Annotated in this window: 10 protein-coding genes and 1 pseudogene; 7 read left to right on the top strand and 4 right to left on the bottom strand. The window is 66.5% G+C overall.

Annotation, left to right across the window (positions count from 1 at the left end; all coding sequences use genetic code 11):
- Window positions 1–2: 2 nt before the first annotated feature.
- Window positions 3–2,186, top strand: a complete 2,184-nt coding sequence (locus ACGFX9_RS16920; RefSeq protein WP_393471671.1) for a protein kinase — start codon at window positions 3–5, stop codon at window positions 2,184–2,186.
- A 3-nt stretch (window positions 2,187–2,189) separates the two neighbouring features.
- On the opposite strand, the gene ACGFX9_RS16915 is transcribed toward ACGFX9_RS16920, so the two are convergent.
- Together ACGFX9_RS16915 and ACGFX9_RS16910 are read right to left on the bottom strand one after the other, a co-directional pair.
- Window positions 2,190–2,576: an HIT family protein gene (locus ACGFX9_RS16915; protein ID WP_393471667.1), complete on the bottom strand. Its 387-nt coding sequence runs from the start codon at window positions 2,574–2,576 to the stop codon at window positions 2,190–2,192.
- 153 nt (window positions 2,577–2,729) lie between these two features.
- A complete protein-coding gene (locus ACGFX9_RS16910) occupies window positions 2,730–2,921 on the bottom strand; it encodes a hypothetical protein (protein WP_393471664.1) in 192 nt (63 codons plus the stop codon).
- Window positions 2,922–3,085: 164 nt separating this feature from the next.
- Between ACGFX9_RS16910 and ACGFX9_RS16905 the strand changes: the two genes are divergently transcribed.
- The 4 genes from ACGFX9_RS16905 to ACGFX9_RS16890 all read left to right on the top strand — a co-directional run bounded on the left by ACGFX9_RS16905 (window position 3,086) and on the right by ACGFX9_RS16890 (window position 11,153).
- Window positions 3,086–3,742, top strand: a complete 657-nt coding sequence (locus ACGFX9_RS16905; protein WP_393471661.1) for a hypothetical protein — start codon at window positions 3,086–3,088, stop codon at window positions 3,740–3,742.
- Complete coding sequence (locus ACGFX9_RS16900) at window positions 3,730–4,767, top strand: hypothetical protein (protein ID WP_393471659.1); 1,038 nt, start codon at window positions 3,730–3,732, stop codon at window positions 4,765–4,767. Before ACGFX9_RS16905 ends, ACGFX9_RS16900 begins: the two co-directional genes overlap by 13 nt.
- Window positions 4,768–4,837: 70 nt before the next feature.
- Entirely contained in the window at window positions 4,838–9,322 is a 4,485-nt protein-coding gene (locus ACGFX9_RS16895; RefSeq protein ID WP_393471656.1) for a DUF6531 domain-containing protein, read from the top strand.
- Between the two features lie 1,105 nt (window positions 9,323–10,427).
- The gene (locus ACGFX9_RS16890) at window positions 10,428–11,153 is read left to right on the top strand and encodes a helix-turn-helix domain-containing protein (RefSeq protein ID WP_393471653.1); all 726 of its coding nucleotides are present in this window, start codon (window positions 10,428–10,430) and stop codon (window positions 11,151–11,153) included.
- 45 nt (window positions 11,154–11,198) lie between these two features.
- On the opposite strand, the gene ACGFX9_RS16885 is transcribed toward ACGFX9_RS16890, so the two are convergent.
- Both ACGFX9_RS16885 and ACGFX9_RS16880 read right to left on the bottom strand, forming a co-directional pair.
- Window positions 11,199–11,393, bottom strand: coding sequence for a DUF397 domain-containing protein (locus ACGFX9_RS16885; RefSeq protein ID WP_393471647.1), 195 nt, complete (start codon window positions 11,391–11,393; stop codon window positions 11,199–11,201).
- 8 nt (window positions 11,394–11,401) lie between these two features.
- Window positions 11,402–12,253 carry a helix-turn-helix domain-containing protein gene (locus ACGFX9_RS16880; RefSeq protein WP_393471644.1) on the bottom strand — a complete coding sequence of 284 codons (852 nt, stop codon included), beginning with the start codon at window positions 12,251–12,253 and terminating at the stop codon, window positions 11,402–11,404.
- Between the two features lie 233 nt (window positions 12,254–12,486).
- Between ACGFX9_RS16880 and ACGFX9_RS16875 the strand changes: the two genes are divergently transcribed.
- Together ACGFX9_RS16875 and ACGFX9_RS16870 are read left to right on the top strand one after the other, a co-directional pair.
- Entirely contained in the window at window positions 12,487–12,936 is a 450-nt protein-coding gene (locus ACGFX9_RS16875) for an ATP-binding protein (protein ID WP_393471641.1), read from the top strand.
- Between the two features lie 48 nt (window positions 12,937–12,984).
- A pseudogene (locus tag ACGFX9_RS16870) lies at window positions 12,985–13,760 on the top strand (hypothetical protein).
- Window positions 13,761–13,845 lie beyond the last annotated feature (85 nt).

Below are 13,845 nucleotides of genomic sequence, written 5' to 3'. Positions count from 1 at the left end.
ACATGCGGGGTCGGTTGCTGAACGGGCGGTACGAGTTGCTCGCGCCGATCGGCGCGGGGGGCATGGGGCAGGTCTGGCGGGCCCGCGACCGGAGCCTCGATCGTGAGGTCGCGGTCAAGCTCTTCGTGCCGTCGTCGGCGTCCGCGGCGGCGGAGGACGAGCTGGAGCAGCTCCTGGCCCGGTTCCGGCAGGAGGCGCGCGCCGCGGCCTCGCTGGACAGCCCGCACATCGTCGCCGTCCACGATCACGGCACGGACGACAGCACCCCGTATCTGGTGATGGCCCTGGTGCAGGGGCGCTCGCTCGACCAGGTGCTGCGCGAGAGCGTCCGCGTCCCCGTGGCGGACGCGCTGCGCTGGGCGGCGGACATCTGCCGCGCCCTGGACGCGGCGCACTCGGCGGGTGTCGTACACCGCGACATCAAGCCCGGCAACGTGATGATCGCGCAGGACGGTGCCGCGAAGGTCGTCGACTTCGGCATCGCCACGTTCATGGAGCGGGCGGCGGGCGACTCGCGGCTCACGCAGACGGGGCAGCTGCCGTTCGGCAGCGTGCCGTATCTGGCGCCGGAACGGTTCCGCCAGGAGTCGGGCGACGGACGTACGGACCTCTACGCACTCGGCTGCGTACTCTACGAACTCCTCGTCGGCAGACCGCCGTTCACCGGTTCCGCCGTCGGCATGATGTACAACCACGTCAACGACGCCCCGCTGCGGCCTTCGCGGGCGCGGGCCGAGGTGACGGCGCCGGTGGAACGCCTCGTACTTGACCTCCTGGCCAAGGACCCCGCCGACCGCCCGGCGGACGCGGCGACGACGCTGGAGCGGATCCTGGCGGCGGCGGATTCGCCGGCCGCTTTCACCTACGAGGCATCGGCGCCGGACGTACAGGACGCCGTCCCCGAGCCGCCAAGCGGCATCGAGGACGCGCGCGCCGACTCCCCGGAGGTCCGCAAGGACCAAGTCGCCCCCTCCACCCCCGAGCCCCGCCGCCGCTCCCGCAAGCGCCTGCTGATCCCCGCCGCCCTGGTCCTGGCGGTCGGTATCCCGGCGGGACTCGGCATACGTTCCCTGGCCGCACCCGACACGGAGTCCACGTCGGAAGCGAAGGACGCCACTTCGTCCATCTACGAGATCGGCGTCGCCCACAGCTACACCCACGTCGGCGCAGAGCGGTCAGGCGGCACCCCGGACGCGTACGAGAAGTCGGAGTACGACCAGTTCACGAAGCAGCAACTGCGCACTGTGCGATCCGCCTTCGCCGAGACGCTGGGCGCGAAGAGCGGCAGCCGCTTCCGCCTGGTCCCAGTGGCCGCCGACCCCGACACGACCTCCCGCAAGATGCTCGCCAAGCACCCCCGGATGCTGGCCGTCGTCGGCGACACCGTCGACTTCTCCTGGGTGCACGACACGGACGAGGCGTTCCTGCCGGAGATCAGCACGTGCTCCGAAGTAGCCCACGCGGGCGGCGCGTTCGCGATCCCGGCGGATGAGGCGCGCCAGGGTGAGGCGATGGCGGCGTACCTCCTGTCCGAGACAGAGGCCCGCCGAGTACTGGTGGCCGAGGACAAGCTCTGGGTGAACCGCGAGGACGGCATCGGCACGGCGCTGCGCAAGGCGGGCGTCACGACGAAGGCGCTGGACACGGAACCGCGCGAGGTGAAGGCGTCGCAGATCCCGGCGCTTGTGACCAAGGCACGGGCGGACGCGGTAGTGATCCCCACAGGCACATCGGCTGCCACCTGGGCTAAGACCCTCCAGGCAGACGGCTTCGAGGGCCCGATGCTGACACAGAGTGCCCCCGAGGGCATCTGCGAGGACTCCAAGGAGCGAGCGGCAGCCAAAACAACGGACAAGTCCATCCCGGAAGGCGTCCTACGCACCCGCAACTACTCGGCCGAACCCGACGACAACCTCCCCGCACGCGGCAACCAGGAGCTGTACGACGGCGCCCTGGCCCTGGCCAAGGCACTCGGCACACTCCCACCGACCGCCTCGGCGACCTCCCTCCGGCACACCCTGGACCGCGGGATCCAAAGCGTCTCCGTGAACGGCGTCCTGGACGAGGTCTCCTTCGAAAAGCGCCGCTCGGCACGCGAACGCCCGGTGTGGTTGGACCGCCGGGACGGGGGCACGTGGACCGAATTCGGCAAGGTGGACAAGAAATACGAGCCGACGAAGCAGTAGCTGTCACTCGACTGCAAGGACGGCGGCCCGAATCCGAGCAGCGAGATCAACCATCTCCCCCGGCGGCACATCCAGCACCCCGTTCTCGGTCATCAACACGTGGAACTGCTGCTCCTCGTACGGGACTCCGGGCGGCAGTACGGCGATGTGCCAGTGGAGGTGGCTGTTCCCTTCCTGGCTGCCGAGGGAGTAAAGGTAGGTCCGCTCACCTTCGAAGACCCGCTCGACGGCAAGGGCGACCTTCCGCACGACCAACATGATCCGCACATACGCCCCCTCGTCCAGATCCTTCACGACATGCTCGACATGCGCCTTCGGCGCGACGAGAAGTTTCCCGGGAAGGGTGGGCCACCGATCGAGAAACGCGACGTGCTCGTCGTCCTCGTACACGGTGTGATGCGGATAGCCGGGATCCCCGGCAAGAAATGCACAGACAAAACAGGGCCCGTTCCGAGCCCGCTCCATATAACCCTCAAGATCCATACCGCGCCGCTCCATCACCCCACGCACCCCTCCCGACATCAAGCTCTCCCGGAGTTCGCATCAACGACCCACGAAGGCGTGCTGAACGGAGTTGGCGACGAGCTCGGGGAGCAACAGCTCTGCGGTGTCGACGACTTCACCCTCGACCTTCCACTCCACGAGCAGCTCCCGCAAGAGCGCACGGGCGCGGGCGGCGCTGCGCGTCGTGCGGGGTAGTTGCCACGTGGCTTCGCGGATTTCAGGTGGGGGCATGGCGTCGAGCAACGTGCAAAGAGCCGGCGCCCTGAGGAGCGGCTCGGAGTGACCCTGTGGCCGCTGCCGCCCCATTACTTGACAGATTTCTCTCTGGTGCCAGAGATCAGCTCCCGCTAGCGTGCTTAGCTCGCGCTAACTCTCACCCTCACCAGGAGCCACCAGTGAACCGCCCTCTCCGCCTGGCGACGTCCGCGCTCGCCGTGTCCGCGGCTCTGCTGCTCAGTTCATGCGGCAGCAGTGACGACGAGTCCAAGGACAACGACAAGATCGCCGGGGCGGACCAGGAAGGCGGGAAGAAGTCGGCATCGCCGAGCGCGAGCCCGGCAGAGGATTCCGGCCGTCCCGAGATCAAGCTTCCAGCTGACCTGACCATGACCTTCGAGTCGCCCACCACGGGGGACGCCGTGAAGAAGGCGGTACTCGCCGACAGCGCGGAGCGCATGCGCGCCGTCAACGCCTCCATCACGGGAACCGACCCGAAGGGCGAGGCCGTCAGCTACTACAACACCGGCAAAGCCCTGGAAGCCGCGGTGACTTGGGTCGAGAAGTTCAAGGACGCCGACCTCACCCTCACCGGAGCGGTCCGTTACTACGACCGCCGCGTGACGCTCAAGGACAAGACCACCGCCACGCTCGCCTTCTGCGCGGACGAAAGCAAGGGCTACAGCAAGAAGAAGGCGAACGACGAGATCAACAAGACCCCGGTGACCAAGAACAGCTACGTCCTTTACAACACGCAGCTGGTCAAGAACAGCGGCGGTACGTGGCAGACATCCCAGATCATCTCCACAAGGGGGGCGGCTCAATGCCAACCGTAGGCAGGGCCACGGCCGTCACGGCCCTATTGGTAAGTGTCGCGGTCGCCATCAGTAGCCCGTCGGCCTGGGCCGACATGACGCCCGGTGGCAACGGCAAGGACTCCGAGACGCAGGTGGACGCGGGCAGCGACGAGCAGACTCTGTCGGCGACCGCGGGCGGCATCGTCTATGACCGCTCGAAGAACGGCAAGGGCGGTACCGCGGGCCCCGTGACTCCTGCCACCAGCTGGACGCCCCCACCCTGCTATTACGCGCCCGCGCACACCCCGGCTCAGCTCCAGAAGAAGCTGGAACCGATCTGGTCCGCCGAGTCCACCGGCCCCCAGTGGGACCTGTTGCAGCGGAACCGCTATGTCGACGGGCAGCCTTACAAGGACTTCAACAAGGAGAAGACCGGCAAAGGCTACTGGTGGGACGGCTTCATCCCGAAGGGGAGGGAAAGCGCGCCGGGAGCATTCGACTGCGACAAGCCGTACTTCTGGGTCGACAAGGGCGACCCCCCGCCGGCCGACACACCGGAGGCGGTCACTCCCGAGGTCCTCGCGCAGCTGGCATACGCGGAGATCCGCGTACCGGACACCGAAGTGACCCTCGCCCCGGCGGAGACCACAAAGGTCAACCTGCCCACCTGGGCCTGGCTGGACAAGGCGGAGTTCAAGCCGGTGTCAGTGACGGCCTCGGTCCCGGTCCTCGATATCCAGGCGACGGCGACGGCCGTACCCGACTCCCTCAAGATCGACCCAGGCACGAAGGACGCCGAGACGTACCCCGCCTCCGGGGTATGCCCGATCGAGAACGGCAAGATCGGCGAACCGTATGCCAAGGGCAAGGCCGACCAAGACCCGCCCTGCGGCGTGAAGTACCTCCGCTCGTCCGGCGACGGCTCGTACCCGCTCAAGGCGACCGTCACGTGGAAGATCCACTGGACCGGTACCGGGATGAACGGACAGAAGCGGTTGCCCGACGGGGAGTTCGGGGCGGACCAGGACGTGATCGTGCAGGAGATCCAGTCCATCAACCGATAGCCGACGGTACGAAAGTGACGGGAGTTACGACGTGGGGGGCAATCGTCCGGCGGATTGGCATGTCCTGGACTTGGACAAGGACCCAACTCCCGGTGATCCGGACCGGGTTCGGAACCTGGCCAAGAATCTGCACGACTTCGCCGACGATGTCTCCAAGGTCCTGCGGGACATCAAGGGCATGGCGGGTGAGGACGCGATCCTCACCTGGGCTGGGAAGACGGCGGAGTCCTTCACCTCGGAGTTCGAGTCCGCGCCGGGAAAGCTGAAGAAGCTCAAGAAGAGCTACGAGATGGCAGGCGATGCCCTGTCCACGTACTGGCCGGAGCTGGAACGCTCCCAGGCCCTCGCCGACAAGGCACTCGCGCAGGGCCGTGAGGCGCAGACCAGCCTCAGCGCCGCCCAGTCCCGCCTCACGTCCGCCGACTCGTGGATGGATAGGGCGGGCAAGGAAGCCGACAAGTACAAGGACGACAAGGACTCCGGGAAGGACGTTCCGAAGCCCGACCCCGATAAGGTCAAGGCCGCCACCCGCAACGCCAACTCCGCCGAGAATGCCCAGACCGCCGCCAAGTCCGACGTCACCGCCGCCCAGAGCAACCTGGACGCGGCGAAGAAGATGGCGGAAGACGCGCGCAAGATGCGTCAGGACGCCGCGGGCACGGCGAAGAAGAAGCTCGAAGACGCCTCCGACGCGGGTATTCAGAACCGTAAGTGGTGGGAGGAGGTCGGGGACTGGGTCACCGACAACTGGGACACCATCGTCGCCGTCTGCAAAGTCGTCGTCGCCGTACTCGGCATCATCGCGATGATCATCGGCGGCCCGATCCTCGGCGCGATCGTCCTCATCGCCGCCCTCATCGTCCTCGCCGACACCCTCAACAAATACGCCAAGGGAGAAGCAGGCCTACTCGACGTCGCCTTCGCCGCCCTCGACTGCATCCCCGGCATGAAGGGGCTGACCAGCCTCCGCGGACTCGCCAAAGGCCTGAAGGGACTCAAGGGCGGCCTCAAGGGGCTGAAGAGCGCCCGCACATTGCTCAGCCGGGGCAAGGACGCGTTCGGGCGCAGCGCCAAGGCCGTCTGGAAGAAGCTGACCGACCCGGTCGACCTGGCCACCGGGCAGATGTTCCTGCCGCAGACCGACATCGAACTGCCCGGCACCCTCCCGCTGGCCTTCCGTCGCCGCGTGGCCTCCGACTACCGCACGGGCTGGTGGTTCGGGCCCACCTGGTCCTCCACCGTCGACCAGCGCCTCGAAGTCGACGAGGAAGGCGTTGTCTTCGTCACCGAGGACGGTCTACTCCTGGCCTATCCGCACGCCGACGAGCCCGGAAGGGCGGTCCTGCCGGATGTCGGCCCCCGCTGGCCCCTCGTCCGCCTGGACGAAGGCGACTATCGCATCGACGACCCGTTGACGGGGCAGAGCCGATACTTCGGCCTCCCATCCGAAGGCGTCGCGCTGTTGGGGCGCATAGCCGACCGCAACGGCAACACCATTGACTTCGACTACGACGAGCAAGGCACGCCCCTAGCCATCCGGCACTCCGGCGGCTACTACCTCAAGCTCGTGGTCGAGGAGGAGCGAATCACCGAGCTGCGCTTGGCGGGAGGGGCCGAGGACGGCTCGGACGTCACGGTCAAGAGGTATCGCTACACCGACGGGAACCTCACCGAGTCAGTCAACTCCTCTGGTCTCCCGATGCAGTTCACGTACGACGAACGGTTGCGCGTCACATCCTGGACGGACACCAACCACAGCCGCTACGACTACACGTACGACGACCAAGACCGGTGCGTCGCCGAGGGCGGCGAGGCCGGACACGTCACCCTCACTCTCGACTACGACGGAACGGACGATGCCTGGCCTGGCTGCCGCGTCACCACCCTCACCACCGCCGACGGCGCCGTATCCCGGTTCGTCATCAACGAGCAGTGCCAGGTCACGGCGGAGATCGACCCGAACAACTCCGTGACGCGGAGCGCGTACGACGTTCATCACCACCTCATTTCGTGGACCGACCCACTCGGGCACACCACGAAGTTCACCAACAACGCCCACGGCCGCCCCGTCAAGGTCACCCGCCCCGACGGCACCGACGCCAGCACCGACTACAACGAACTCGGTCTGCCGGTAAGGGTGGTGACGACGGACGACACCGTGTGGGAGCACGCCTACGACGAGCGAGGCAACCGTACGGCGCTCACCGATCCCGACGGGGCGACGACGCGCTTCACCTACGACACCGCAGGACGGCCGCTGACGGTCACCGACCCCTTGGGTGCCATCACACGGGTGCGGTGCGACTCTGTGGGGCTCCCCGTCGAGATCGTGAGCGCGCTCGGCGAACGGACCACCCGCACCTACAACGCCTTCGGGCGCCTCACCGAAGTCACCGACCCGGTGGGTGCAAAGACGCGGATGTGGTGGACCATCGAAGGCCAGATCGCTCGGCTGCTCCGGGCGGATGGAACCGAGGAGGCGTGGGAGTACGACGGAGAGGGCAACTGCGTCCGCCACGTGGATGCCATTGGCGGGGTCACGACCTTCGAGTACACACACTTCGACCTGTTGAGCGCGCGCACCGATCCGGACAGCGCTCGCCATGAGTTCACGTACGACAGTTCTCTGCGCCTGACACGAGTCTCCAACCCTCTGGGGCTGACTTGGTCGTACTTCTACGACGCGTCCGGACGCCTGACATCCGAGTCGGACTTCAACAACCGCTGCGTGACGTACGAGCACGACGCAGCTCATCGACTGGTCTCACGCACCAACTCCCTGGGCCAGACCGTTCGATTCCAGCGGGACAGCCTAGGCAGGACCGTCCGCAAGAACGCCGCGGGACGTGTCACCACCTATGCATGGGATGCCGCTGACCGGCTCACCCAAGCCGTCAGCCCTGACTCATCCCTCGCTTTCACCCGTGACGTCAGGGGCCTCGTCAGGACCGAATCAGTCAACGGGCGCACCACCACGTACACATATGACGCCATGGGGCGTCGCACAGGCCGGACTACACCAAGCGGCGCCACCAGCGCCTGGTCGTACGACGCCGCCGGCCATCGCACGGAGCTGGTGACTTCGGGCCGCACCATCGCCTTCGAGTTCGATGCGGCAGGCAGGGAAGTGAACCGGAGCATAGGATCCGGCCTCATCCTGGGACGCGCCTACGACGAGCTGGGCCGAGTGACGAGCCAAACGGTCATGGGAACCGGCGGGGGCACTCGCCTATCCCGCGGATACGCCTACCGCGCCGACGGGCATCCCCTCCAAGTCACCGACCCGTCGCAAGGGGATCGCCACTTCGCCCTGGACGCAGTCGGCCGCGTGACAGCGGTCAGTTCGGACAACTGGTCGGAGTCGTATGCCTATGACGGGGCAGGCAACCAGGCCGAGGCAACCTGGCCTTCCGACCATCCTGGTCACGACAGCACAGGTTCGCGGGACTACGCGGGCACGCACATCACCCGCGCGGGGAACGTCCGCTACGAGCACGATTCTGAAGGGCGTGTCGTTCTGCGTCAGCGGACCCGGCTGTCACGCAAGCCGGCTGCTTGGCACTACACCTGGGACGCCGAGGACCAATTGACGTCCGTGCGCACACCGGACGGGACACTCTGGCTCTACCGGTACGACCCCCTTGGGCGACGCACGGCCAAACAACGCATGACGTCGGACGAGGAATCAGTGGCAGAGCAGGTCGACTTCACGTGGGACGGCCCCACGCTCTGCGAACAGACCACCCGATATGCCGGACGCTCTAACGAGGTCAGCCTGACCTGGGAGCACCAGGGACTCCATCCGATCAGCCAGTTCGAGCAGATCACCTCAGCCGACGCGCACCAAGGTGACATCGACACACGCTTCTTCGCCATAGTCACCGACATCATCGGCACCCCCAGCGAGCTCGTCGACGAATGTGGCGACGTGGCCTGGCGCTCCCGCACCTCTCTCTGGGGCATCACTTCATGGAACGCCGCGGCGTCCGCGTACACTCCCTTGCGGTTTCCCGGGCAGTACTTCGACCCGGAGTCCGGACTCCACTACAACTACTTCCGGCACTTCGATCCGGAGAGTGCACGCTACGTCAGCCAGGATCCGCTAGGTCTCGCACCGGCTCCCAACCCCGTCTCATATGTCAGAAACCCCCGGACACAAGCCGACCCGCTCGGGCTTTCTCCATACCCCAACGAGAGCCTCGGGAATCTCCCCGTTCACTCTCGCTACGACAGGTTCTATGTGAGGGCCGGCGAGTTGGTCGACAATAGGATTGCCAGTCACCCACTGACGGACGCCCAGATGCACGGTGGGGACGTTGTGGGGCATGGAGGGGTGAGGAATCTACCCAACGAGGATCTGACGAGATTTGGAGGCCCCCAAGGAAACGACCCCATCAGCGGATACCGCGATTGGGGCCCGGGCGACTCCCCGCGGTTCCCGGGATCACAGGTACACATCACAGGTGGGCATCATCGGACGGCAGAAGTCGTCCGTAGAATCGGAACCGGCGAAATGGACCCGAACCTCCTCATAGAGTTTGCACTACGGGAGTGAACGTCATGATCTCAGTGCTACTGAACGGCACTGCCCCACTGATTGCGGACATCATCCACGACACGCGCCAAGACACTGGCCCCGTCTGGGTATGCGTCAGATCCGGAAGTCGGGCAGCAGGAAGAGGCTGGCTGGGCTGCTGGAGCAGTGTGCACGCAGCCCCCGAAGAAGCTGATATCAGGGAATTCCTGTCAGCCTTGAGCAACAACTTGACCAACCGACTGTCGACGGGCCCTGACGGCTCTGCGCTGACTGATCATCACTTCCATGAGGGTTGGCACTCCTGGGGACCCGGCACGCCCGGGCCGTTGATCCAGGTCGCAAGGAACCCGTCCCCGGCCGACGATGCGCCCAGCCGTATCCAAGACCTGCGCCTCGACGCGGAAGGATAAAGAGCACGGATGCCGGTGTACGACTATGTGGGACCTCCCGAAATAAGAGAGAGGATTACGCTTCAAAGAGGGTACCGCGTTCGATCCATAGAGGACTTGGAAGGCTTCCTGGCTCAGGTTGGCCAAGACGAACTGAGCCAGCCGTTCACCTTCGTGATCGACCCTTCGCATACTCTGCTGCTTGCACCACGCCGCTCGGAGCACGTGGCATGCGCGGGCGGCGGAAAAGTTTTGTCCGCCGGAGAGGTGGGGTTCTCCCGCTCCAGAGAAGAATGGTCAGCCACGTACATCAGCAATCAGTCGACCGGCTACTGCCCGGGGATTGAATCATGGCCGATGGTCAAGAACTGCCTGCACCGTGCGGGTATCCACTGCGACACAGGCTTCACACACCCCATCATCTTTCGTAATTGCCCTTCCTGTCACGAATGGAACACTGTGAGGGATTCCCACTTCGTGTGCGTATTCTGCGACAGCGACCTGCCGCACGAAGAGCGAGTGAGGCATTGAGGTCGACGGAAAGCGCCAGTTGAGCAACCCGAAGTGGGACGTCCCGGAAAACACCCTCGCGCCCCGCCGCCCGCTCGCTCCGCCAGCAGCACGCGCACGCCCCGGACGCGCCGCCAGGGGCCGAAAGCCCCTCCGTAGCTTCGTACCAATCCGCAACCTCGTATGAACGCACCGTAGTCGCCAGGCCTTCGCACCCATACCGTGTGCCCGTGCAACCGAGCCAACCGCCGCACCAGCCCACGCCCCCCTTCAACTTCCCCGCCGCCCGGCGCCTCCGTGAGGCCCTCGGGATGGCGCACGGGCATGTCGCCTACGGGATGCGGGCCAGTTATGGGCTCACCTACATCACCCCGGAGACCATCGCCGCCTGGGAGCGTGGGCTCGCCGCGCCCACCTCTGCCGAGCTCACCGCCCTCGCGGGGACCCTTTGGTGTTCACCGGGAGAGCTGATGGGCGCCGCTACGACCCTGCGCGAGCATCGGCTCGCCCGTGGGCTCGCGCCCGAAGACGTGGCGCGAGGAGCCGGCGTCGAGATCCAGACGTATCTGCGGATGGAGGAGACCAACACCTGGCGCGGCAACGAGCGGCAGTCCGCCGCCCTCGCCGAAGTGCTGCAGCTGCCCCTGCCCGACTTCATCACCGTCACCGGGCGCTCCGACGAACTCGCCGAGCTGCTGCGCAGCGCCGTCACCACCCGCTGGCAGGGGTACGTCCGCCCCGTCAGCAAGATGCTCCCCCTGCGCAAGCGGCATCTTGAGGACGTGCTGCAGCAGCTGCACGCCGACTATCAGTCCCGCATGGTCCGGACGCTGAGCTGGGGCGGCGGGGCCGGCGCCGATGCGTCGGGGAGCGCCGGGAGGGACTATCTGGACAAGATCCTTGAGCATTTCTGGACCCAGCTCCGCGGGACGGGGGCGGTCGAGGGCTGACACGCCCGGCCGGCGAGCGGCCCCCGGAACGCAGAGCCCCGCGGTTCAGCTGAACTGGCCGGACTTCACGGTGCGGAGGAGGTGAGCGAGGAGGGCAGGGCCCACGGCCAGCTCCGTTGCCGGGTGGTCGCTTTCGCGGAGGTGGATGTCCTGGTTGGGGGCCATGGCCAGTTCTACGCAGGCGTTGCCATCGCCGCCACCGGAGAAGGTGGACTTCTGCCAGTCCTTGGGAGCACTCATGGCCTGCCTCACAGTTCCTTCGCCATCTGGTGGATGAAATCACGCGATCGCTCAGGGGGCAGCGACACCTTCTCCACCTTACGGAAGAGCGTTCGAAAGCGGGCCAGTTGAGCTTCCGTATCAAGGAACCCGGTGCCATGTGGCGCGTCCCGCAGGACGGTGTCCAGCTGGGGAATCGCTCCGCCCACGTAGACCATGGCGCTGCTGGACCCGGCGAAGCCATCCAGGTCGAACGGGATGACCCGCACAGTCACGTGCTCCGCTTCGGAGAGCTCCAGAACGCGGGTGAGTTGGTTCCGGTAAGCCGTGCGATCGCCGACCCGGAACCGTAGTGCCGACTCGTGAATCACCGTCTCGTACGGGATGGGGGCGGGACCTTCGATCACGACGCGCCGCTTCGTGCGGTGGCTGACCCGGGGCTCCAGTTCGCTGCGTGGGAGCTCGGGCACGCGAAACGCGAAGAGCGCGCGGGCGTAATCCTCTGTCTGCAGAAGCCCTGGCACCTGGAGGAAGTCCACATCACGCCGCAATGTGGCGTGCCACTCAAGCTCGGACAGGTCCAGGAACGGGGCGGGCAGGACTCCGCGGTACTCCTCCCACCAGCCGCGCGTACGGTCGGTCGCCATAGCTGCCAACGCCGCGATCAACGCTTCGTCCGCGCATGCGTAGTGAGCTGCCAAGCGACGTAGGCGTTCCTCACTCACACCGGCGATTCCGGACTCGATCTGACTCATCTGGGCGGAGTCGGCCCCCAGGAGCGTTGCCGCTTCGCGAGCCTTCAGCCCAGCGGCTTCACGCAACTTCCGCAATTCGACCCCCAGTCGAATCTGGCGCGCGGTGGGGTTCCGCCTCGTAGCCATGCATCACTCCCTCAGCCAACTCTTCTACGGGGGCGCCCCGTTCGGGTGTCATGTTATGCGAACCGCTTGCTGGTCCTAAAATTTTAGGAGTACCGTCAGTGACGCGTCGCAAACGCTGCGAGACCGGGAGCCCGGAAGCGCACCACGCCGTCATGCCATGACGGCCGTGACATGGCCACCGCCCGTAGACCGCCGCGAACTCCTCTCACCCTCGCACCACTTGGAGTTCAGTCATGCAGAAACCCGACGAAGACCACTCGGATCATCGCGGGCCCGGCCCCGACCCCGGGCCCTGGGAGTACGTCCTCTCCATCCCGCACGACCCCCGCGCCGTCACGGTCAGTCGCCGCACCCTGCGGGTCATCCTCGCCGCGCACGGCCTGTTCCACCTCGCCGACGTGGCTGAGCTGCTCGCCACGGAGCTGGTCTCCAACGCCGTACGCCATACGAAAGGCCCGGCGGCCCTCCGTCTGCGCTGGGCGCGCGGCGTACTGCGCCTCGGCGCATGGGACGCCGACCCGACCCCGCCCGCGCCTCCGCCAGGCCTGATCGCCGGCCTCGACGCCGAGGAAGGCCGGGGCCTTGAGCTGGTCCGGGCCTGCGCCGACGGCTGGGGCTGGCATCCGTACGCGACGAGCGGCGACACCGGCAAGTACGTGTGGTGCGAACTCGGTGCCGCGTAGCTCTTGTCCGTACAGCTCGTTGACCATGCCGAACAGGAAGGAGAGCTGATGGTCGGCTCATCACACGAGGCGCTGCACCGGATCTTCCAGAAGGACCCGGCGCTTCTGACTCGTGCCTGCCAGCGCCTGCTGCACATCCCGTTCCCGGAGCCGCGCGAGATCGCGGTCCTGAACGCCGAGCTCACCGAGATCGAGCCGATCGAGCGGCGGGTGGACACCCTGCTCCGGGTGGACACCGACGAGGGGGACTATCTGCTGGTCGTCGAGTCGCAGGGGAAGAAGGACGAGGCCAAGCGAGGGAGTTGGGCGTACTACCTCTCGTACCTGTACGCGAAGTACCGGTGCGAGCCGGTGCTGATCGTGCTGACCCAGAGCACCGCCACGGCCCGCTGGGCAGCGAAGCCCATCCAGCTCGGACTGCCCGGCTGGCACTCGCTCACGGTGAGACCGCTGGTCCTGGGCCCCGATAACGTGCCATTGATCGCGAACGAGCGGGATGCCGCCCGCGACGTCCCGCTCGCGGTGTTCTCGGCGATGACGCATGGAAGATCTGGAGGGACATGATGGCGACGATCAACTACTTCTTCCGGCACGAAGTCGCCGAGAAGGTGCGCGAGGAGGGCCGCGAAGAAGGCCGCGAAGAAGCTCGGGCCCAGGAGCGGGCGACGATGATCCTGCGCACTCTCGTATGGCGCGGTATCCAGATCCCGGACGCCGAGCGGGAGCGTGTGCTCAGCACCACGGACCTGGACCAGCTCGCCGCCTGGCTGGACCGCTCCTACCAGGTCACCGACGCGCAGGAACTGTTCGCGGAGGAGAGTTGAGCCGCACGCCGTCAGTCCGTCAGTCCGGATTGCGGAAAAGTCCCGGTCGAGCCCGCCAGAACACGGTGTTCCTCCGGGACACCGG

This window comes from Streptomyces sp. NPDC048436 (assembly GCF_043200355.1).
GTDB lineage: Bacteria > Actinomycetota > Actinomycetes > Streptomycetales > Streptomycetaceae > Streptomyces.
Note: the sequence above shows the minus strand (reverse complement) of the source record. Positions and strands in the feature narration are given on the sequence as shown.